Origin of the sequence: Microbacterium sp. NPDC055910 (assembly GCF_042271185.1) — a bacterium.
GTDB lineage: Bacteria > Actinomycetota > Actinomycetes > Actinomycetales > Microbacteriaceae > Microbacterium.
Genome location: NZ_JBHJZS010000039.1, coordinates 1 through 20324 on the forward strand (window position 1 = coordinate 1; position 20324 = coordinate 20324).

At 69.0% G+C, this 20324-nt stretch carries 20 protein-coding genes and 1 tRNA gene; 15 read left to right on the top strand and 6 right to left on the bottom strand.

Annotated elements, in window-relative coordinates; translation table 11 throughout:
• The first annotated feature begins 83 nt into the window (after positions 1 to 83).
• Complete coding sequence (locus tag ACFC3F_RS13355; RefSeq protein WP_376130573.1) at positions 84 to 1490, top strand: alpha/beta hydrolase-fold protein; 1407 nt, start codon at positions 84 to 86, stop codon at positions 1488 to 1490.
• 89 nt (positions 1491 to 1579) lie between these two features.
• Here ACFC3F_RS13355 and ACFC3F_RS13360 read toward each other — a convergent pair whose 3' ends face one another.
• A complete protein-coding gene (locus ACFC3F_RS13360) occupies positions 1580 to 2017 on the bottom strand; it encodes a hypothetical protein (RefSeq protein ID WP_376130576.1) in 438 nt (145 codons plus the stop codon).
• Positions 2018 to 2213: 196 nt separating this feature from the next.
• Here ACFC3F_RS13360 and ACFC3F_RS13365 point away from each other — a divergent pair, with 196 nt between their 5' ends.
• From ACFC3F_RS13365 to ACFC3F_RS13385, 5 genes are all read left to right on the top strand, one after another.
• A complete protein-coding gene (locus tag ACFC3F_RS13365; RefSeq protein WP_376130578.1) occupies positions 2214 to 3368 on the top strand; it encodes a calcium:proton antiporter in 1155 nt (384 codons plus the stop codon).
• Between the two features lie 76 nt (positions 3369 to 3444).
• Positions 3445 to 4224 (top strand): DeoR/GlpR family DNA-binding transcription regulator, encoded by a 780-nt coding sequence (locus ACFC3F_RS13370; protein WP_376130581.1) that lies wholly within the window; start codon positions 3445 to 3447, stop codon positions 4222 to 4224.
• Positions 4221 to 5165, top strand: coding sequence for a hexose kinase (locus tag ACFC3F_RS13375; protein WP_376130584.1), 945 nt, complete (start codon positions 4221 to 4223; stop codon positions 5163 to 5165). The genes ACFC3F_RS13370 and ACFC3F_RS13375 overlap by 4 nt, the downstream gene beginning before the upstream one ends.
• Positions 5166 to 5189: 24 nt before the next feature.
• Positions 5190 to 7244: a fructose-specific PTS transporter subunit EIIC gene (locus ACFC3F_RS13380; RefSeq protein WP_376130587.1), complete on the top strand. Its 2055-nt coding sequence runs from the start codon at positions 5190 to 5192 to the stop codon at positions 7242 to 7244.
• A gap of 20 nt (positions 7245 to 7264) precedes the next feature.
• Positions 7265 to 7534: an HPr family phosphocarrier protein gene (locus ACFC3F_RS13385; protein ID WP_376130590.1), complete on the top strand. Its 270-nt coding sequence runs from the start codon at positions 7265 to 7267 to the stop codon at positions 7532 to 7534.
• Positions 7535 to 7609: 75 nt separating this feature from the next.
• On the opposite strand, the gene ACFC3F_RS13390 is transcribed toward ACFC3F_RS13385, so the two are convergent.
• Entirely contained in the window at positions 7610 to 8248 is a 639-nt protein-coding gene (locus ACFC3F_RS13390; protein WP_376130593.1) for an MBL fold metallo-hydrolase, read from the bottom strand.
• 107 nt (positions 8249 to 8355) lie between these two features.
• Between ACFC3F_RS13390 and ACFC3F_RS13395 the strand changes: the two genes are divergently transcribed.
• Positions 8356 to 8431: transfer RNA gene (locus ACFC3F_RS13395), tRNA-Glu, on the top strand.
• 251 nt (positions 8432 to 8682) lie between these two features.
• On the opposite strand, the gene ACFC3F_RS13400 is transcribed toward ACFC3F_RS13395, so the two are convergent.
• The gene (locus ACFC3F_RS13400) at positions 8683 to 9783 is read right to left on the bottom strand and encodes a DUF4349 domain-containing protein (RefSeq protein WP_376130596.1); all 1101 of its coding nucleotides are present in this window, start codon (positions 9781 to 9783) and stop codon (positions 8683 to 8685) included.
• Positions 9780 to 10337 (bottom strand): RNA polymerase sigma factor, encoded by a 558-nt coding sequence (locus tag ACFC3F_RS13405; protein ID WP_376130599.1) that lies wholly within the window; start codon positions 10335 to 10337, stop codon positions 9780 to 9782. Before ACFC3F_RS13405 ends, ACFC3F_RS13400 begins: the two co-directional genes overlap by 4 nt.
• 255 nt (positions 10338 to 10592) lie before the next feature.
• Between ACFC3F_RS13405 and ACFC3F_RS13410 the strand changes: the two genes are divergently transcribed.
• From ACFC3F_RS13410 to ACFC3F_RS13440, 7 genes are all read left to right on the top strand, one after another.
• Positions 10593 to 11675, top strand: coding sequence for a TerC family protein (locus ACFC3F_RS13410; RefSeq protein ID WP_376130601.1), 1083 nt, complete (start codon positions 10593 to 10595; stop codon positions 11673 to 11675).
• Positions 11676 to 11811: 136 nt separating this feature from the next.
• A complete protein-coding gene (leuC, locus tag ACFC3F_RS13415) occupies positions 11812 to 13272 on the top strand; it encodes a 3-isopropylmalate dehydratase large subunit (protein WP_376130604.1) in 1461 nt (486 codons plus the stop codon).
• Between the two features lies 1 nt (position 13273).
• Positions 13274 to 13870 carry a 3-isopropylmalate dehydratase small subunit gene (gene leuD, locus ACFC3F_RS13420; protein WP_376130607.1) on the top strand — a complete coding sequence of 199 codons (597 nt, stop codon included), beginning with the start codon at positions 13274 to 13276 and terminating at the stop codon, positions 13868 to 13870.
• 78 nt (positions 13871 to 13948) lie between these two features.
• Positions 13949 to 15313, top strand: coding sequence for a UDP-N-acetylglucosamine 1-carboxyvinyltransferase (gene murA / locus ACFC3F_RS13425; RefSeq protein WP_376130610.1), 1365 nt, complete (start codon positions 13949 to 13951; stop codon positions 15311 to 15313).
• Positions 15300 to 16082: a lysophospholipid acyltransferase family protein gene (locus ACFC3F_RS13430; RefSeq protein ID WP_376130613.1), complete on the top strand. Its 783-nt coding sequence runs from the start codon at positions 15300 to 15302 to the stop codon at positions 16080 to 16082. The genes murA and ACFC3F_RS13430 overlap by 14 nt, the downstream gene beginning before the upstream one ends.
• Entirely contained in the window at positions 16072 to 17208 is a 1137-nt protein-coding gene (locus ACFC3F_RS13435; RefSeq protein WP_376130616.1) for an NAD(P)H-dependent glycerol-3-phosphate dehydrogenase, read from the top strand. The genes ACFC3F_RS13430 and ACFC3F_RS13435 overlap by 11 nt, the downstream gene beginning before the upstream one ends.
• Positions 17108 to 18196 carry a D-alanine--D-alanine ligase family protein gene (locus tag ACFC3F_RS13440; RefSeq protein WP_376130619.1) on the top strand — a complete coding sequence of 363 codons (1089 nt, stop codon included), beginning with the start codon at positions 17108 to 17110 and terminating at the stop codon, positions 18194 to 18196. The genes ACFC3F_RS13435 and ACFC3F_RS13440 overlap by 101 nt, the downstream gene beginning before the upstream one ends.
• Here the strand turns inward: ACFC3F_RS13440 and ACFC3F_RS13445 are convergent.
• Positions 18193 to 18684: a DUF3515 family protein gene (locus tag ACFC3F_RS13445; RefSeq protein WP_376130622.1), complete on the bottom strand. Its 492-nt coding sequence runs from the start codon at positions 18682 to 18684 to the stop codon at positions 18193 to 18195. The two genes, ACFC3F_RS13440 and ACFC3F_RS13445, sit on opposite strands and share 4 nt — an antisense overlap.
• Positions 18685 to 18742: 58 nt before the next feature.
• Between ACFC3F_RS13445 and thiL the strand changes: the two genes are divergently transcribed.
• Entirely contained in the window at positions 18743 to 19726 is a 984-nt protein-coding gene (gene thiL, locus ACFC3F_RS13450; RefSeq protein ID WP_376130625.1) for a thiamine-phosphate kinase, read from the top strand.
• On the opposite strand, the gene rsmD is transcribed toward thiL, so the two are convergent.
• Complete coding sequence (rsmD, locus tag ACFC3F_RS13455; protein WP_376130628.1) at positions 19712 to 20281, bottom strand: 16S rRNA (guanine(966)-N(2))-methyltransferase RsmD; 570 nt, start codon at positions 20279 to 20281, stop codon at positions 19712 to 19714. The two genes, thiL and rsmD, sit on opposite strands and share 15 nt — an antisense overlap.
• Positions 20282 to 20324 lie beyond the last annotated feature (43 nt).

Sequence of the window (20324 nt, forward strand, 5' to 3'; positions counted from 1 at the left end):
ACGTTCCTCGCGCTCCGGGCTAACAGCATTCATAGTCATCAGTGTCTCCTTCAGGGTGAAGCCTCACCCCTTACACAGACCATTTGACAGGCTCGTCGGTCTCGTACTGGAAGCACGCGAACGACGTCGTCGCCGACGCCGCCGCCAGCGCATACGGCCAGTCCTTCCGCCAGAAGGCAGACTCCGACCGCTTCCCGACCGCCTACAGCGAGCGGGTGTCGCAGGTCGCGGTGCGGGAAGGCGACGTCGCGGTCGACGATCACGAGCTCACGCAGCGGATTGCGCAGTTCCTGACGTCGTACACGCGCTACGACAACACGTCGATCTACGGGAACGTGCTCGGCACTCGTCCTGATTACGAAGAGCTCGGCGTCGACGTCAAGAACCTGATCGTCACGGAAGACGATGGGCAGGTGTGGAAGCGCCAGTACGTCGTCTATGAGAACGAGCAGGCGGCTGCGGCCGAAGGCGGCGCGCCCGTCGTCTACGTCCATGCCGGTTCCACCCAGCCATGCACCCTCTTCTTCGACGCCACGCGGTGGTGGGAGATCGCCGATGAGTACGGCTTCACCGTCGTCGTACCGTGTGCCCAGTACCAGTCGTCGCTCACGTTGGGCTGGAACCAGAACAACACCGGCCTCGAGCGGCAGGCCGACGACTACGAGTTCATCAAGAAGCTGACCGCCGTCATCGACGAGGACTACAACACCGACCCGGGCCGCCGGTTCGCGATCGGCCACTCGAACGGCTCGATGTTCACGCACGGCATGGCCTACCGGATGCCGGAGTACTTCACCGCCATCGCCGGCAACGGCGGGTCCTCGAACCCGACGCCGGATGCCGGGAACTCGATCGTGCCGATGTTCTTGAACATGGGCGAGATCGACCTGTGGAACCCCTACCTGTCGGCACCCGGCAGCGTGCGCAACGTCGCCTCGTACTGGATCAACCGCAACCACGTCGGACACGTGGATGCGTCCGACTCGACGCAGACCGGGGTCGGACAACTCCAGCGCACGACGCTGCAGCGGTGGGAGAACGCCCAGGGCATTCCGCTCTACATGTACGGCTTCACGGCGGGGCGCGACCACAACGTGTCGGTGGACACGATGTGGGATGTCTGGGAGCAGTGGTTCTCGAAGTGGAGCAAGGACGAGACGGGCCGTCTGCACTACGACGGCGAGCAGGTGCAGGGGACCGGTCCTGACGCCCCGCGGGTCACGGTCACGCCGCGCACGCTCGGATCGAACGCGTACCTGTCGGTCGCGGTGGACAACCCGTCGGATGTCGCCGTGACGGTGAAGGTCGATGCCGCGTTCGGGTCGAAGACGTTCACGAACGTCGGACCCGGCGCGACGGTGTCGGTCTCTCTCAACACGAGGGCGGCGTCGGTGCCCGCCGGTGCTCTCACCGTCACCTCGACGGGCGAGCGCGACGGCGCGAGCTTCACCGAACCGCTGACCGTCGAGTACGGCCCGTACGGAGGCTGAGGCGGACTCGATCAACGGAGACGACGGCGCGACCACCGTGCATCCGGTGGGCGCGCCGTCGTCACTGCTCGGCGCGATCGTGCACGCTCTTAGTCGCTGACCGCCTTCTTCACGAGCGCGCGGATCTTCTTCTCGACCGCGGGGGTCATCTCCAGCACCGCGAACGACGTCGCCCACATCTCGCCGTCGTCGATGTTGGCCGCCTCGTCGAACGAGATGGTGCCGTAGCGAGTGTCGAATTTGGATGCCGGCTGGTAGAACACGACGACCTTGCCGTCGCGCGCATACGAGGGGAAGCCGTACATCGTCTTGGGGTCGAGGTGGGACGCTTCTTCCATGACGATCGCGTTGAGGGCCACCGCGATCTGCTTGTCGGTGCCCTCGAGCGCATCGATCGCCTCGACGCACGCCTCGAGCTCCCGCGCGCGCTTCGCAGCTCCCTTCAGGCCCTTCGTCGAGCGAAGCTCCTCGGCGCGCTGCTTCATCGCCGCCCGCTCGTCGTCAGTGAATCCGTTCGTCTTGCTCATGGCTGTTCTCCCGTCGGAAGGATGGTGTCTGCACAGCACAGTACGGTCGGTGTCGCGCGTCTGCTTCTCCGATCCTGATCGATCGCGTCCGCGGAGTGAAGAGCACCGGCGCGATAGGATTCGTCGAAGGCATCGAGCGGGACGACCCGTTCGTCAGGACTTTCGTCGGGACGGCCCGCAGACGAGGCAGTGATCCATGCAGGTCATCTCCCATCTCCGTGCGATCCTCACGCCGGCCGCCATCCTCCAGCTGCTGCTGGGCTGGATCGCTTTCGGGGTTCTGGTGCTGCTGCGCCCGGTTCTGCAGAGCCATCTCTCGACTCCGACGCTGTTTGCGCTGCTCGCGGGGATCATCGCGGTCATCGTCGTATGCGCGTTCGGCGTCGTCGCCCAGGCGGAGCACCTGGCCCGCAGGCTCGGCGATCCCTACGGCACCCTCATCCTCACGCTGTCGATCGTCGTCATCGAGGTCATCCTCATCTCGGCCGTCATGCTGGGGCCGGGGGAGCACCCGACGATCGCGCGCGACTCGGTGATGGCCGTGTCGATGATCATCCTCAACCTCGTCGTCGGCGTCGCGCTGGTGGTGGGCGGCATCCGTCATGGCGGGCTTCGGCCGAATCGCACGGGGGTGTCGTCGTATCTGTCGCTGCTGATCGTGCTGCTCACGACGGCGTTCGCTTTGCCCGCTCTCATCGGGGTCGACGGGGCGTACACGTCTGGACAGGCGGTCCTCATCCTCCTGCTGACCGTCGCGCTGTACGTCTTCTTCCTGTGGCGGCAGATGGGGGCGCAGCGCGACGACTTCCGCGAAGTGCTCGACGCGCCGGACCCCGCGGCATCCGTGTCGTCACCGGACAAACCGCGCGCCGATATCCGCGCGATCCTGAAGACGCACCGCGTCGAGGTGCTCGCACGCACGCTCGTGCTCGTTCTCACGGTGGTTCCCATCGTCCTGCTGTCGCACGACATGGCCTCATTGCTCGACGAAGGACTCGGCCGCCTCGGCGCGCCCGTCGCGCTCTCGGGCATCCTGATCGCGATGATCGTGTTCCTGCCCGAGACGATCACGACGATCAGCGCCGCGTACATCGGCGAGATCCAGCGGGTGAGCAATCTCTGCCACGGCGCTCTCGTCTCGACGGTCGGCGTGACGATCCCCGCCGTCCTCGCGATCGGCCTGCTGACCGGACAGATCGTGGTGCTCGCCGAGAGTCCGGTCGATCTCGCGCTGCTCGCGATCACGGTGATGCTGTCGGCCACGTCGTTCCTCGGCAGGAAGACGACGGCCCTCCACGGCGGTGCGCATCTCATGGTCTTCGTGCTGTACGGCCTCGCCGTCTTCTCGTAGCCCTCTGGATCACCGGAGATCTTGTTTTATGTGGGACTAAGTTGTACTGTGTGGGAAAGTTTCCCGGGAGACCCACATGTACGCGACCGAACGTCATGCGCTCATCGAGCGGCTCATCGCGCAAGAGGGGCGTGTCCGGGTCGTGGACCTCGCCCGTCGATTCGAGGTCACGACCGAGACGGTGCGCCGTGACCTGGGGCTGCTCGAAGAAGCCGGTGCGCTCCGTCGCGTGCACGGCGGCGCCGTGCCCGTCGACGGTGCCAGCACCGTCGAGCCGTCGCTGGCCGACCGGCGCAGACGGCACGCGTCCGCGAAGGCGGCGATCGCGAGTCGCGCGCTGGACGCCGTCGCGCCGGGGTTCCGCGGGTCGATCTTCTTCGATGCCGGATCGACGACCGCCGCTGTGGCTGCAGAGCTCGCTACGCGCCTGCCCGGCGCGCCGATCGACGTCGTCACGCACGCACTTCCGATCGCCCACACGATCGCGAGCGTTTCGAACGTCGCGCTCACCCTCATCGGCGGGCGGCTGCGAGGGCTCACGGCCGCCGCCGTCGGCTCGGGGACCGTCCGTGCGATCGAGAGTCTGCGCCCGGATGTCGCCTTCGTCGGCACCAACGGCGTGTCCGCGGGGTTCGGGTTCAGCACGCCGGATCCCGAAGAGGCCGCCGTCAAGTCGGCGATCGTCCGCGCCGCGCGCCGTGTCGTCGTCGTGACCGATGCCGAGAAGCTCGACCGCGAACTGCTCGTCTCGTTCGCGGATCTGTCCGAGATCGACGTGCTCGTGACCGATGCCGCCCCCGAAGAGCCGCTCGCCGCAGCTCTTGCGGAGGCCGACGTGGAGGTGTGGCTCACATGATCGTGACCTTGACGGTCAATCCGTCGCTCGACCGCACGATCGTGCTCCCGGCACCGCTGCGGCCGGGCGAGGTCCAGCAGGCGCTTCGGCAGAGAGAGGATGCCGGGGGCAAAGGCATCAACGTGGCGCGAGTCGTCGCGGCAGCCGGTGCCGAGACGCTCGCCGTGCTGCCTCTCGCCGACGGCGATCCCTTCGGCTCGGCCCTGAGGGCGTCCGGTGTGCCGGCGCGGACCGTGCCGATCGACGGCGCCGCGCGCGCCAACATCGCGATCACGGATCCTTCCGGGCAGACGACCAAGCTCAACCTCGTCGGTGCCGCCCTCGCCGACGCGGATGCCCGGGCGATCGTCGACGCGACGGTCGAAGCCACCGCGGGGGCGCGGTGGCTCGTGCTCGCGGGGTCTTTGCCGCCGGGTGTCGGCGACGACTTCTACGTCGACGTGATCCGCGCCGTGCGCAGCGCGCACGGCGACGGGTCCCCGCGCATCGCGGTCGACACCTCCGGGCCTGCTCTGCACGCCGTCGTCGCGTCGGGGCATCCGGATCTCATCAAACCCAACGACGAAGAGCTCGCCGAGCTGGCGTCGGTCGCGTTGCCCGACGGTGACCTCGCGGCGACCGTCGTCGACGTCGCGCGGACGATCGTCCCCGCCCGTGTGCGATCGGCCCTCGTCACCCTCGGCTCGGCCGGCGCGGCCTACATCGACGCCGATGGCGCGTGGGCGGCGGCGGCACCGCGGGTCCGCGTGCAGAGCACCGTCGGCGCCGGCGACAGCTCACTGGCCGGCTTCCTGCTCGCGGAGAGCGCCGGGGCGGACGCATCCGACGCCCTCGCCGGCGCCATCCGCTACGGCTCCGCCGCGGCATCCCTGCCGGGGACCCAAGTGCCGACGCCCGCCGACCTCGGCGACGACGACATCCCCACCACGCGCATCCCCTAAGCAGAACCCATCCTGGAGGTCACTGTGTCCGACACCATCACCCCCGCACTGGTCAGTCTCGATGTCGAGCTGGGGCCAGACAAGGCCGCCGTCATCCGCTCCCTCGCGGCGCGCGTCGCCGCCGAAGGCAGGGCGACCGACGCCGAGGCGCTGTTCGCCGACGCGTGGGCACGCGAAGAGAAGGACGAGACGGGTCTGCCGGGCGGCATCGCGATCCCGCACGCCAAGAGCGCCGCCGTCACCACGCCGTCCCTCGCCTTCGCTCGGCTGGATCCCGGAGTCGACTTCGGGGCGCCCGATGGTGCAGCGGATCTCGTCTTCCTCATCGCCGCGCCCGAGGGTGCGGCGGAGGCGCACCTCGCAGTGCTCTCGAAGCTCGCGCGCAGCCTCATGCAGGACGAGTTCACGGCGGGTCTGCGCGCGGCCAAGACGAACGACGACGTCGTCGAGATCGTGCGCGTCGCGATCGGCGAAGCGGATGCCGCGCCCGCGGCCGCTGCCCCCGACGCACCCGCGGCGGCGGTCTCTGCCGACGACGAGCTCCAGATCGAGGGACGCCCCGCCCGCATCGTCGCCGTCACTTCGTGTGCGACCGGCATCGCCCACACGTTCATGGCCGCCGACGCGCTCACCGCCGCCGGCAAGAAGGCGGGGGTCGACCTCGTCGTCGAGCCCCAGGGGTCGAGCGGCTACAAGGCGCTCGACCAGCAGCTCATCGACGACGCGGACGCCGTCATCTTCGCCAACGACGTCGACGTCCGCGAGATCGGCCGCTTCGCGGGCAAGCCCGTCGTCCGCTCCGGAGTGAAACGGGGGATCGAGCAGCCCGCGGCGATGATCACGGAGGCCGTCGCAGCAGCGAAGGACCCGTCGGCGGCGCGCGTCGCGGCTGGCAGCACCGCGACCTCGAGCACCTCGACGGCGAACCTGTCGTGGGGCGCGAAGATCCAGCGCATCCTGCTCACGGGCGTCAGCTACATGATCCCGTTCGTCGCGGGCGGCGGCCTGCTGATCGCGCTCGGCTTCGCGATCGGCGGATTCGAGGTGACGGCGAACGCCGCGACGGTCATCACCGAGAACGCGCTGTGGAACCTCCCGACCGGCGACATCACCTCACCGTTCGGCCCGCTCGGGCAGTACCTCGGCTCGGTCGCGTTCATGATCGGCAACGTCTCGATGGGCTTCCTCGTGTCGGCTCTCGCCGGCTACATCGCCTTCGCGATCGCCGACCGCCCCGGCATCGCGCCCGGCTTCGTCGCGGGCGCCGTCGCGGTGCTCATGAGCGCCGGCTTCATCGGCGGCATCATCGGCGGACTCCTCGCCGGTGTCGTCGCATGGTGGCTGGGACGCCTCGATGCGCCCCGCTGGCTGCGCGGTCTCATGCCGGTGGTCATCATTCCGCTGCTGGCTTCGATCGTGGCATCCGGTCTGATGATCCTGTTGCTGGGGCGCCCGATCGCGGCGCTCATGGAGCTCATGAACGACGGGCTCACCAACCTCGCCGGCGGTGCGGGCATCATCATCGTCGGGGTCATCCTGGGGCTCATGATGTGCTTCGATCTCGGCGGCCCGGTCAACAAGGTGGCCTACGCCTTCGCCGTCGCGGGGCTGGGAGCGGGCTCGCCCGACAACCCCACGCCGTACCTCATCATGGCCGCGGTCATGACAGCGGGAATGGTGCCGCCGCTGGCGATGGCGCTCGCCTCGACGGTCCTCGCGCGGTCGTCCTTCACCCCGGTCGAGCGCGAGAACGGCGTCGCCGCCTGGCTGCTGGGCGCGTCGTTCATCAGCGAGGGCGCGATCCCGTTCGCCGCCGCCGACCCGCTGCGCGTCATCCCCGCCTCGATGGTGGGCGGCGCCGTCACGGGCGCCCTCACGATGGCGTTCGGCGTGCAGTCCCTGGCTCCGCACGGCGGGGTGTGGGTGCTCTTCGCGATCAGCCCCATCTGGGGATTCCTGGTCGCGCTGGTTGCCGGTACCGTCGTGAGTGCGCTCGTCGTGGTCGCGCTCAAGAAGTGGGTCGGCCGCACGAGCCTCGAACAGGCCGAGACCTCGGCTGCCGCGGCTGTGGCCGCATGAGTTCCGACGAGAGGGAGACCATGGCAGAACGTCAGGCGACCATCGCGAGCAGCTCCGGGTTGCATGCGCGTCCCGCGAAGCTCTTCGTGCAGGCGGTCCAGGAGAAGAAGATCCCCGTCACGATCGCCGTCGAAGGCGGCAAGGATCTCAACGCCGGCAGCATCCTCTCGCTCATGGGCCTGGGCGCATCGCAGGGGACGGTCGTGACGCTGAAGGCCGAGGGTGACGGTGCCGAGCAGGCGCTGGACGAACTCGTCGCCCTCCTCGAAACCGATCTCGACGCGGAGTAGTCTCTACGACAGCGAACGACGGATGCCGCGGGTCGAAGCCGCCGCGGCATCCGTCGTTGTCGTTGGGCGAGTGCCTCAGATCTCCGTAGACTCGCCCGGATCGAGCGTGAGGAAGGTTCCCCCGTTCTGCTCGGTCGCCCACGCGAGACGCGCGCGGTGCATGTCGCGGCCGGCGACCGACAGCGTCATATCGTGCGTTCCGAACGCGCGCCGCGGCGCGACGGCGACCACGAAGTCCATCGCTTCGCCGATCTTGAGCCACGGAGCGCCGAGCGGAGCGGCCAGCAGTTCGACGTCGACGCCCTTCGGCACGGAGTACGAGTCGCCGGGGTAGTAGAACGCGTCGTCGACGAGCACGCCCACGTTGTCGATGACCGGGATCGAGTCGTGGATGACGGCGTGCGTGCCGCCGAAGAACCGCAGCTCGAAAGGGGCCACCGAGACCGTGTCGCCGGGCTCGACCACGATGATCCCGTATGCGGGCGCGGCCTTGGCGACGCCCTCGGGGCCGTAGATCGGCACGTCAGGGTGGACGGCGCGCGCCCGGTCGAGGTGTTCGCTCGTCCAGTGGTCGGGGTGCTCGTGCGTCAGCACGACGGCCACGACTTTCGACAGGTCATCGAGGGGGAGCGTGAACGATCCCGGGTCGATGAGGAGGGTGCCGTCGGCCTTGTCGATCCGCAGCGCGGCGTGCTCGAATTTGGTCACTCGCATGCCTCGAGTCAAGCGGCCGGGGCCTCGCGCGGCAAGGCCCGAGGCCACTCCCGCCCCGATTTGGAACAGCGCCCGCGGCATGGCACAATTGAACGGTTGTCGCGAACGGCCCCATCGTATAGCGGCCTAGTACGCCGCCCTCTCACGGCGGTAACGCGGGTTCGAATCCCGCTGGGGTCACCAACAAGAAAAGGCTCGTCCGTAAGGACGGGCCTTCTCTGTTAACGCCCGGACCGGGTGAGAACCGCAGGCGGGGCGGCCGGCGCGGCTCGGAGTGTCACGCGAAGCTCGGAGTTACACGCGAAGCTCGGAGTTTCACGCGAAGCTCGGACCTGTCCAGGTCGAGGCTCCGAACTCGGCGCGGATCTCCGAACTCGGCGCGGATCTCCGAACTCAGCGGCGATCTCCGAACTCGGCGGCACGTGCGGCGGCGGTCAGCCGGCCCGCGCGGCTCTGCGCCGTCGCACGGACCGCACGACCGCCCACACGACAGCGCCCGCGACGCCGACCACGGCGAGCCAGGGGAGAAGGAACCCCAGCGCGATGACGATGCCGTTGAGCGTCGCGACGAGTCCGTTCCAGCCGGCGGCGAGGCCGTCGCCGAATCCCGCAGGGTCGGCCTCGACGACGGGGGTAACCGGCGACAGCGAGACCGTGAGCGACGACAGCGACACCTGGTCCGTGAGCAGCTCGAGCTGCTGCTCGAGGGATTCCAGCTCGGACTGGCGCTCGGCGAGAGCCGACTCGGCGGCGATGAGGTCGGACAGGTCGCCCGCCAGCGCCATCAGTTCGGTGAGCCGGGTGACGGAGGCCCGAGCCGCATCGATGCGTGCGGACAGGTCGACGGACTGTTCCGTGACGTCCTGACGCTGCACGGACGACGCCGTCACGTCGCCGAATTCCGCCAGCTCGTCGACGAGCGCTGTCAGCTCGCCGGCGGGTACCCGCACGGTGACCCAGGCGCCGTCGACCGGGACGGGGGGATAGGGCTCGTGAACGAAGCCCGTCGCGGGGTCTACCGTCATCGTCCGGCCCGTCGTGCCGACATTCATCGACTCGACGTAGCCGCCGCGGTCGACGGCGGCGTCGGAGACGGAGCGCGCTGCCTCGGCGACGTCGGAGACCACGATCGACGCAGATGCCGTCGTGATGACATCGCGGGCATCGTCGAGGTGACCTCCCGCATCCATCTCGGGCGTCAGTTCGACGCCGGCAAGCTCTTCGCGCGAGACGCTCGACTCGCTCTCGGCCCACGCTCCGCCATCGGATGCCGGTGCGACAAGCGGCACGGCGGAGTCGGCGCCCGACTGACCGGTGGCGGTGATCATGCCCCCGACGGCGGGTGAGATCAGCGCCGCGATCGCGACGACGGCGGCGGCCGCTCCACCGGCGATGCCCCAGCGCCCACGACGCACGCGGCGCGCCTGCTCGGCGGTGCGCTCGCGAGCGATATCGGCGAAGACGGCGTTCTCGATGTCGTCGATGCGTGCCTCGCTGAGCTCCGGCAGGGCGGCGTCGATGGGTGACGTGTTCATGTGCTCTCCTTGACGACGGTCCGGAGGCGCGTCCGGATGCGGGAGAGACGATTGCGGACGACGCCGTGTGCGACACCGAGCTCATCGGCCGCCGCCTGGTACGCGTAGCCTTCGGCGGCGCAAAGCCGGAAGATGTCCTGATCGAGCGGACTGAGGCCTTCCACTTCGCGCAGGATCCGCTCCGCGAGCTCGGTGTCGATCACCTGCTGCTCGACGTCGACGGTGGACGGCAATGTGTCCTCGACCGCGGTCGACGTGCGTTCGCGATCCCGGCGCTGCATCCGCATCCGGTTGGCCGACTGGAACCGGCAGATCGTCGCGAGCCAGGGCAGCAGCGAATCGCTCGCGAGCTCCATGCCGGGCAGCTTCCGCCACGCGACGAGGAAGGTCTCCTGCGTCACGTCCTCCGCGTCGGCCGCGTTGCCCAGCAGCCCGTGCGCGAGCCAGTACACGGGGCGAACGTACGTCCGGTACAGCGTGCGGAAGGCACGCTCGCTCCCGCCCGCGGCCTGCGCCACGAGCGTCGCATCACTGCGTGCGGGGTCGATCGTCATGCCCGTCCTTCGGTCCGCGCGCCGTCGAGCGCGTGAAGCATCCGTCATCTCTCAGCATGTCAGTGTCGCCCGCGCGCGGTTCGTCTCAGGTTGCCGTGCGTGGCGGTAGGGTTGTTCCCGCGAGAGGGAGTATCCCGCCAACGCGCCCCCGTCATCACGGGCCCCGATGAGAGTGGCCCCGGGTGTGCGTCGCGAGCATCAGCTCGCGGGGAGAGACTTTCGGTTCTTCGCCGCACCCTCCCTCGAAAGGCCCGCATGGACCTCGTCCTTCCGCTCTGGTTCGAAATCGGCTCGCTCGTCGTTCTGACGCTCATCCTCATCGGCGATCTGCTGCTGATCATCAAACGCCCGCACATCCCCTCGACGAAGGAGTCGAGCCTGTGGGTCGTCTTCTACGTCACCCTCGCGCTCATCTTCGCGCTGTTGATGTGGATCTTCGCCGGTGGCGAGTACGCGGGGCAGTTCATCGCGGGATGGCTGACCGAATACAGCCTCTCGATCGACAACCTCTTCGTCTTCGTCTTGATCATGACGCAGTTCTCGGTGCCTCGCCGCTACCAGCAGAAGGTGCTCATGGTGGGCATCATCATCGCGCTCATCCTGCGCGGGCTGTTCATCCTCGTCGGCGCCGCCGTCATCGAGAACTTCAGCCCGATCTTCTACGTCTTCGGCGCGTTCCTGATCTGGACGGCATGGCGGCAGGCCTTCCCCGGCGGCGACCACGACGACGAGGCCAAGCGCGAGAACTTCATCGTGCGCATTCTGCGCCGCACGATCGACATCTCCGACGAATACGACGGCGACAAGGTGCGCACCGTCGTCGACGGTAAGAAGATGTGGACGCCCATGATCATCGTCTTCGCGGCGATCGGCGTGACGGACCTGCTGTTCGCCGTCGACTCGATCCCCGCGATCTTCGGCATCACCCAGAGCGCCTTCATCGTGTTCACGGCGAACATCTTCGCCCTGATGGGGCTGCGACAGCTCTACTTCCTGCTCGGCGACCTGCTCGATCGTCTGCGGTACCTGCACTACGGCATCGCGTTCATCCTCGCCTTCATCGGCGTCAAGCTCATCCTGCACGCCATGCACGTCAACGAGCTGCCCTTCATCAACGGCGGCGAGCACATCGAGTGGGCTCCCGAGATCTCGACATGGGTGTCGCTGGGTGTCATCATCGCGGCCATGGCGGTCGCGACGATCGCGAGCCTCGTGGCGTCTGCGCGCGATCGTCACGCGGAGACTCCGGATGCCGCGGCCGCGGCCGTCGCCGAGGAGAAGGGCACACCTCCCACGGTCGAACAGCCCGAGCCCGAGAGCCGCGGCGACGACCGCTGACGCCCCCGGTGGTAAGCTTCACCGATGCGGATCGCCCGACTTCTCCTTAGCGGCCGCGACGAGTCCTAGTCTCCAGGCCTCCCTCGTCGCGGAGTTCGTCACGGGCTTGATCCCCATCTCAAGGAGCACGACCAGCATGAGCACCACTGTTCCGGGCATGTCCGAACGCCCGCGCACTCTCGCCGAGAAGGTCTGGGACGATCACCTCGTCGTCAAGGGCGAGAACGGCGAGCCGGACCTCATCTACATCGACCTGCACCTCGTGCACGAAGTCACGAGCCCGCAGGCCTTCGACGGCCTGCGCGCCGAGGGCCGGCCCGTCCGCCGCCTCGACCTGACGATCGCGACCGAGGACCACAACACCCCGACGCTCGACATCGACAAGCCGATCGTCGACCTGACCAGCCGCACCCAGATCGAGACGCTGCGCCGCAATGCCGAGGAGTTCGGCATGCGCCTGCACTCCCTCGGCGACGCCGAGCAGGGGATCGTGCACGTCGTCGGTCCGCAGCTCGGATTGACGATGCCCGGCGTCACGGTGGTCTGCGGTGATTCGCACACCTCGACCCACGGTGCGTTCGGCGCGATGGCCTTCGGTATCGGCACGAGCGAGGTCGAGCACGTGCTCGCCACCCAGACCCTGCCGCTCAAGCCCTTCAAGACGATGGCGATCACGGTCGAGGGCGAGCTCAAGCCCGGTGTCACCGCGAAGGACATCATCCTCGCCATCATCGCCAAGATCGGCACCAACGGCGGTCAGGGATACGTCCTGGAGTTCCGCGGCAGCGCCGTCCGCGCCCTCTCGATGGAGGGGCGCATGACGATGTGCAACATGTCGATCGAAGCCGGCGCGCGTGCCGGCATGGTGGCGCCCGACGAGACGACCTTCGCCTATGTGAAGGACAAGCCCCACGCGCCCCAGGGTCAGGACTGGGAGGATGCGGTCGCGTACTGGCGCACTCTGCCCTCGGACGAGGGCGCCGTGTACGACGCCGAGGTCTTCCTCGACGCGAACGAGCTCGAGCCCTTCGTGACCTGGGGAACGAACCCCGGTCAGGGGGTGTCGTTGAGCGACGTGATCCCCTCGCCCGAGGACTTCGCCGACGCCAACGAGCGTGCCGCCGCCGAACGTGCCCTGGAGTACATGGACCTCGTGGCGGGCACGCCCCTCAAAGAGGTCCCCGTCGACGCCGTGTTCATGGGGTCGTGCACGAACAGCCGCATCGAAGACCTGCGGCAGTTCGCGTCGATCGTGCAGGGTCGCAAGAAGGCCGACGGCGTGCGGGTCATGGTCGTGCCAGGCTCGGCGCGCGTGCGCCTGGAAGCCGAAGCCGAGGGCCTGGACAGGATCTTCACCGAGTTCGGGGCCGAGTGGCGGTTCGCCGGCTGCTCGATGTGCCTCGGGATGAACCCGGATCAGCTCGCGCCCGGCGAACGCTGCGCATCGACGAGCAACCGCAACTTCGAAGGCCGTCAGGGCAAGGGAGGCCGGACGCACCTCGTCTCGCCGCTCGTCGCGGCGGCGACCGCCGTGCGCGGCACGCTGTCAAGCCCTGCCGACCTCGACGTGCCCGCCCTCATCGGAACGGAGCTCTGACGTGGAGAAGTTCAGCACCCACACCGGCATCGCGGTGCCCTTCAAGCGCTCCGCGGTCGACACCGACCAGATCATCCCCGCCGTGTACCTCAAGCGCGTCACCAAGACCGGCTTCGAGGACGCCCTGTTCGCGAGCTGGCGGCAGGATCCCGAGTTCATCCTGAACCAGCCCGTCTACCAGGGTGCGTCGATCCTCGTCGCGGGTCAGGACTTCGGCACCGGCTCCAGTCGCGAACACGCCGTCTGGGCGCTGCGCGACTTCGGGTTCGCCGTCGTCCTCTCGACGCGCTTCGCCGACATCTTCCGCGGCAACGCCGGCAAGCAGGGACTCGTCACCGGTGTCGTCTCGGAAGACGACCTCGAGACGATCTGGGCGGCGCTCGACGCACAGCCCGGCATCGAGATGACGGTCGATCTCGTCGCCCGCACGGCGACGGTGGGTGATTCGACCGTCGCTTTCGACATCGATGATTACACTAGGTGGCGGCTTCTCGAAGGGCTCGACGACATCGGGCTCACGCTGCGCAACGAAGACAAGATCGCGCAGTTCGAGGCTCGCCGCGAGGCATGGCGACCGCGGACGCTCCCTGTCCCGTAAGCCAGGCGACGCGCCCCACAAGGGCGCAGACCCGCACGACATTGCCGTTCCTCGTCACACACAAGTGAGGTCCACTGGATGAAGATCCTTCTCAACGACTCCGCCCCGGCGGGCAACAAGGAAGCATCCGGAGAGATCCTCGCGATCCGCGGCGGGCGACCACTCTCGGGACGGGTCGAAGTGAAGGGCGCGAAGAACCTCGTCACGAAGGCGATGGTCGCAGCACTCCTCGGTGAGACGACGAGCACGCTGCGCGGCGTTCCCGACATCAGCGACGTCCAGGTCGTCCGCTCGCTCCTCGAGGTGCACGGTGTGCGCGTCGAAGACGGCGACGAAGAGGGCACGATCCACCTCGATCCCTCGGGCGCCGTCGCCGCGCACTTCGAAGAGATCGACGCGCACGCCGGGGCCTCCCGCATCCCGATCCTGTTCTGCGGACCGCTGCTGCACCTGTTGGGTGAAGCGCTCATCCCCGATCTGGGCGGATGCCGCATCGGCGACCGCCCCATCAACTTCCACATGGACGCCCTGCGCGCGTTCGGCGCCGTCGTGGACAAGAGCTACGAGGGCATCCGCATCACCGCCCCCGACGGCTTGCACGGCGCGAACATCGTGCTGCCCTACCCGAGCGTCGGCGCAACCGAGCAGGTGCTGCTGACGGCCGTGCGCGCGAAGGGCACGACCGAGCTGCGCAACGCAGCGATCGAGCCCGAGATCATGGACCTGATCGCCGTGCTGCAGAAGATGGGCGCGATCATCTCGTACGAGCCCAACCGCGTCATCTTCATCGAGGGTGTGGATCGCCTCGACGGCTACGACCACCGGGCGATCTTCGACCGCAACGAGGCGGCATCCTGGGCGTGTGCCGCCCTCGCGACCGACGGGGACATCTTCGTCGGCGGGGCCAAGCAGCAGGAGATGCTGACGTTCCTCAACGTCTTCCGCAAGGCCGGCGGCTGGTTCGACATCCGCGAGGACGGTATCCGGTTCCGCCGCGGCGGCGACCTCAAGCCCGTCATGGTCGAAACCGACGTGCATCCCGGGTTCATGACCGACTGGCAGCAGCCCCTCATCGTCGCCCTGACCCAGGCGCACGGCACCTCGACCGTGCACGAGACGGTGTACGAGAACCGGCTCGGCTTCACGCACGCACTCAACCAGATGGGCGCCGACATCGTCGTGCACCCGCACGGCATCGACAGCCCCGAGCGCCGCGTGCCGCGGCGGGCGCTGGAACAGGCCGCCGTCATCGAGGGGCCCTCGGCTCTGCGCGGTGCCGATGTCGAGGTGCCCGACCTGCGCGGCGGGTACAGCTATGTCATCGCCGCACTTGCCGCCGAAGGCGAGTCGACCGTGCGCAACGTCGGCATCATCCGCCGGGGGTACGAGAAGTTCTTCGCGAAGCTCGACGCGCTCGGCGCCGACTTCGATGTCGTGGGATAAGCCGGTGGCGCCTCAACGACTCCGCGCGTCTGCCGAGAAGAGACGTCCCAGCCTGTTCTGGGCACTCGCGAGCATCGTCGTGCCGCTCGCGGGCGTGCTGATGAAGGTCGAGATCCGCAATCCCGAGAAGCTTCCCCGCGAGGGAGCGTACGTGCTCGCACCCAACCACTACTCGGAGTTCGACCCCGTCGCCGTCGCGGTCGCCGTGTGGAAGATCGGTCGCGCGCCGCGGTTCATGGCGAAGGAGAGCCTGTTCCGCGTTCCCGTGCTCGGCGCGGCGCTGCGCGGCACGGGAATGATCCCCGTCGCCCGGCAGGCGTCCGCCTCGACGGCACGCCAGACCCTCGCCGCGTCCGAACAGCTCGTCGAGCACGGGCGCGGTGTCGTCGTGTACCCCGAGGGCTCCCTCACGCGCGAGCCCGACATGTGGCCCATGCGGGGCAAGACCGGTGCGGTGCGGCTCGCCCTCGAGGGCGGCATCCCGCTGATTCCCATGGCCCAGTGGGGGGTGCAGCAGATCATGCCGCGCTACGGCAAGTTGCGACTGTGGCCGCCGCGTCGCCGGGTGCAGGTCATCATCGGCGACCCCGTCGACCTGACCGCGTTCCGCGGACGCGAGCACCAGCAGTCCGCTCTCGTGCAGGCCACGGACCTGCTGATGGGTGAGATCGCCGGGCTCCTGGGCGAGCTGCGCGGCGAGCCCGCTCCCGCGACGCGATGGAACCCGGCCGATCACGGTCAGAAGGAGACGGGCCGACTTGAGTCGTAGACACGGTGCAGGACGTCCCCGCGTCGCCGTCATCGGCGCCGGCAGCTGGGGAACGACCTTCGGCAAGATCCTCGCCGACGGGGGAGCGCACGTGACGATGTGGGCGCGCCGCCCCGAGCTGGCCAACGAGATCCAGGAGGGCAAGCGCAACAGCGAGTACCTCCCCGGCGTCAACCTGCCCCGCTCGATGTCGGCGACCCACCATCTGTCCGACGCGCTCGACGGCGCCGATCAGGTCTACCTCTCCATCCCCAGCCAGGCGCTGCGACAGAACCTCAAGGCCGTTCGACCGCTCGTGGCGAAGTCCGACGCGCCCATCGTCTCGCTCATGAAGGGCGTCGAACGACGTTCGGGCCTGCGCATGAGCCAGGTCATCGAGCAGGAGCTGCACATCGACGCCGACCGAATCGCGGTCGCCTCCGGCCCCAACCTCGCGCTCGAGATCGCGCGCGAGCAGCCGACGGCGGCGGTCATCTCGTCGACGAGCCAGGAGACCGCCGAAGCCGTCGCGCGCTGCGCACGCAACCCCTACTTCCGCACGTTCGTGAACACCGACGTCATCGGCACCGAGTTCGGGGGAGTGCTCAAGAACCTGATCGCCGTCGCGATCGGCATCGTCGACGGCGTCGGGTACGGCGAGAACACGAAGGCGGCCATCATCACGCGGGGACTCGTAGAGATGACGGACTTCGCCGTCGCCTACGGTGCGCAGGCCGACACCCTCCAGGGTCTCGCGGGCCTCGGCGACCTCATCGCGACGTGCCAGTCACCCCTCAGCCGCAACAACACGGCGGGGCGTCTGCTCGGGCAGGGCTACCGCTTCGACGATGTCGTCAAGCAGATGAACCAGACGGCCGAAGGGCTCGCGTCGGTCGCTCCGATCCTGCAGCTGGCCCGTGAGGTGGGTGTCGAGATGCCCATCGTCGAGCAGGTCAAGCGCGTGCTCGACGGCACCATGAACCCGCGCGACATCGCGCCGCACCTGACGACCGACGACGACACACCCCAAGGGGAGAGGACGCAGAATGGACAGGCCGGCGGTGGCGGTGCTCTTTGGCGGACGCTCCAGCGAGCATTCGATCAGTTCCGCGACGGCGGGGGGCGTTCTGCGGGCGATCGATCGTGATCGCTTCCGCGTCATCCCGATCGGCATCACTCGTGACGGCGCGTTCGTCCTCGAAGACGACGATCCCGACAAGTTCGCCCTCGATGCCGAGCACCTGCCCGAGGTCGTCGACAACGGCACGCGCATCCTGTGGCCCGACTCGACGCTCACCCGCGAGCTGAGGGTCACCGAAGCGGGCGGCACGCGGTCGCTCGGAGAGGTCGACGTCGTCTTCCCGATCCTGCACGGCCGGTTCGGCGAGGACGGCACGGTGCAGGGCATGCTCGACCTGCTCGGGTTGCCCTACGTCGGCGCCGGTGTGCTGATGTCGGCGATCGGCATGGACAAGCACGCGACGAAGTCCGCCCTGAAGGCCGCCGGCGTGCCGGTCGTGCCCTGGGTCTCGGTGACCCGCGCCGACCTCGCCCGTGCGCGCGACCTGTGGGAACGCCGCATCCGCTCGCTCGGTCTGCCGGTGTTCGTCAAGCCCGCCCGGGCGGGTTCGAGCGTGGGCGTGTCGAAGGTCTCCGACTGGGATGAGCTCGACGCTGCGCTCGAGGTCGCGTTCGCCGAAGACCGCACCGTGCTCGTCGAGCAGGCCGTGTCCGGTCGCGAGATCGAGTGCGGCGTGCTGCCGGGGCGCGACGGCGCCGAGCCGCGGGTCAGCGTGCCGGGCGAGATCGTCGTGACGGGCCGGGACTTCTACGACTTCGAGGCGAAGTACCTGGGCGCGCCGGGCGTGGAGCTCGTGTGTCCCGCCGACATGCACCCGGGCGAGCAGGCCGAGATGCAGCGCATCGCCGCGCAGGCGTTCGAAGCCCTCGGCGGCGAAGGGCTCTCCCGCGTCGACTTCTTCTTCACCGGCACCGAGTTCTTCGTCAACGAGGTCAACACGATGCCCGGCTTCACGCCGATCTCGATGTTCCCGCGCTGCTGGATCGCGTCGGGCATGACCTACCCCGAGCTCGTCGGAGAGCTCATCGACGCGGCGCTCGCTCCGGTCGCTTAGTCCTCGGCGCCCTCGAGCGCGTCACTGGTGTTGATGCACGCGCGCTCGGCCGGGATCGCCGCCGAGATGATGGGGCCGAGTCGATCGAGCACGGCGTTGGAAGAGACGACCTCGTTGTCGACGAAGACTTCGATCGCGGGGGTGCGGCCGTAGGTCGTCACGAGATAGCGCGGCGCCTGCGACTCGTCGACCACCCAGTCGATGCCGCCCAGCGTGATGCAGCGGGCTTCGGTCGGACCGGGCGGGGTGACACCGCACGCGAGGATGATCGACGTGTCGTCCGAGCCCCACGCTCCGGTCGCCTGCGCGTCGGTCCAGCGCCGCTGCTCGCCGTCGACGGAGCCCGGCAGGCGCACCGTGATCTCGGCGCAGAGCGGATCGTTGGCATCGGGCGCGGGCTGCAGGGCGACGGTCGTCGAGCACCCCGCAAGGACAGCGGCGAGAGCCGTCGCGGCGACGAGGGAGGACAGGACGCGGGATGCACGCACCCCTCCAGGCTAACCGGCCCTGAGACGCCCCGGCGCCGGTCGGCGTTAGCGTGGGAGGGTGACGACAGCAGCGAACGACCCCCGCATCGGTGACCTGAGCGAGGGGGCCATCCTGCGCCGCATCCTGGATCGCCTGGGCGCCTCGGACGCGCTCGTCGGGCCCGGCGACGATGCCGCCGTGCTGGCGATGCCCGACGGGCGGGTCGTCGCGAGCGTCGACACCCTCGTGCACGGACCCGACTTCCGCCTCGCCTGGTCGAGTGCATTCGACCTCGGGTGGAAGTCCGCCGCCGTCAACCTCTCGGACATCGCGGCGATGGGCGCGCGCCCGACGGCGCTGCTGGTCGCCCTCGCGATGCCCGATGACACACGCTCGTCGTTCGTCGACGGGCTCGCCGAGGGGCTGCGAGCCGCCTGCGACGCGCTCGCGCCCGGCTGTGCCGTCGAGGGCGGCGATCTGACCGTGTCGGACACGCTGACGGTCGCCGTCACGGCCCTCGGCTCGCTCGACGGCCGTGCCCCCGTGCTGCGGTCGGGGGCGCGTGCCGGCGACACGGTCGCCGTCGCGGGCGATCTGGGACTCGCGGGCCGCGGTCTGCACCTGCTGTTCTCCCGATTCCGGGATGCCGCGGGTCGGCCGGCCCCCGTCGACGCGACGACGCTGACGCCCGACGAATCGCGCGACCTCGCGGCGCAGCTGCGTCCGTCACCGCCCGTGCCCCTCGGCGCCGTGGCCGCGGATGCCGGTGCGACGGCGCTGATGGACGTGTCGGACGGCCTCGTGCTCGATGCGACGCGCATCGCGGAGGCCTCCGGCATCACGATCGACCTGGACGGCGCCCTCGATCAGGCGCAGCTGAGCGGCGGCGAAGACCATGCGCTGCTCGCGACGTTCCCCGGCGACATCGCTCTTCCCGAGGGGTTCCGGGCGATCGGCCGCGTCACTGCGGCAGGCGACTCACCCGTGCTCGTCGGCGGACGGCCGTATGCCGGCCGCGGGGGCTGGGACCCGTACCGGGACTGGGACTCACACGTCGGCTGACGTGCCCGACCACCACAGCGTCGTGTCGCCGTAGCGCTTGTCCCGCACGGCCTCCAGCCCGGTCGGCAGGTCCGGCGGGCCCGAGCGGGTCGCGCGTTCGACGATGACGGTGGCGCCGGGGGCGAGCAGCGGCACGAGCAGGTCGAGCACGAGCGAGAGCTCGTCGACGGGCAGGTCATAGGGCGGATCGATCAAGACGAGGTCGAACGGCCCGCGCGCGGAGCGCAGGTAGCCGGCGGCGGCGGTGCGGTGCACGCGCACGGTGCCCTGCACGCCGTCCACAGCGGCGACGCGGTCCGCGTTCTTCTGCACAACGGTCGCCGCACGCGGGTTCTTCTCGACGAGGTCGACCGAGGCCGCCTCTCGGCTGAGCGCTTCGAGGCCGAGGGCGCCCGACCCCGCATAGAGGTCGAGCACGCGGGCGCCCTCCACCTCACCTGCCGACTCGAGGGCGCTGAAGAGGGATTCGCGCACCCGATCGCTCGTCGGCCTGGTGCCGGCATCCGGCACGGTCAGGGCGAACGATCCGGCACGGCCCGCGATGATCCTGGTCACACGCACAGCCTACGAGGCGACGTCCGACGCCCTGCATAGACTC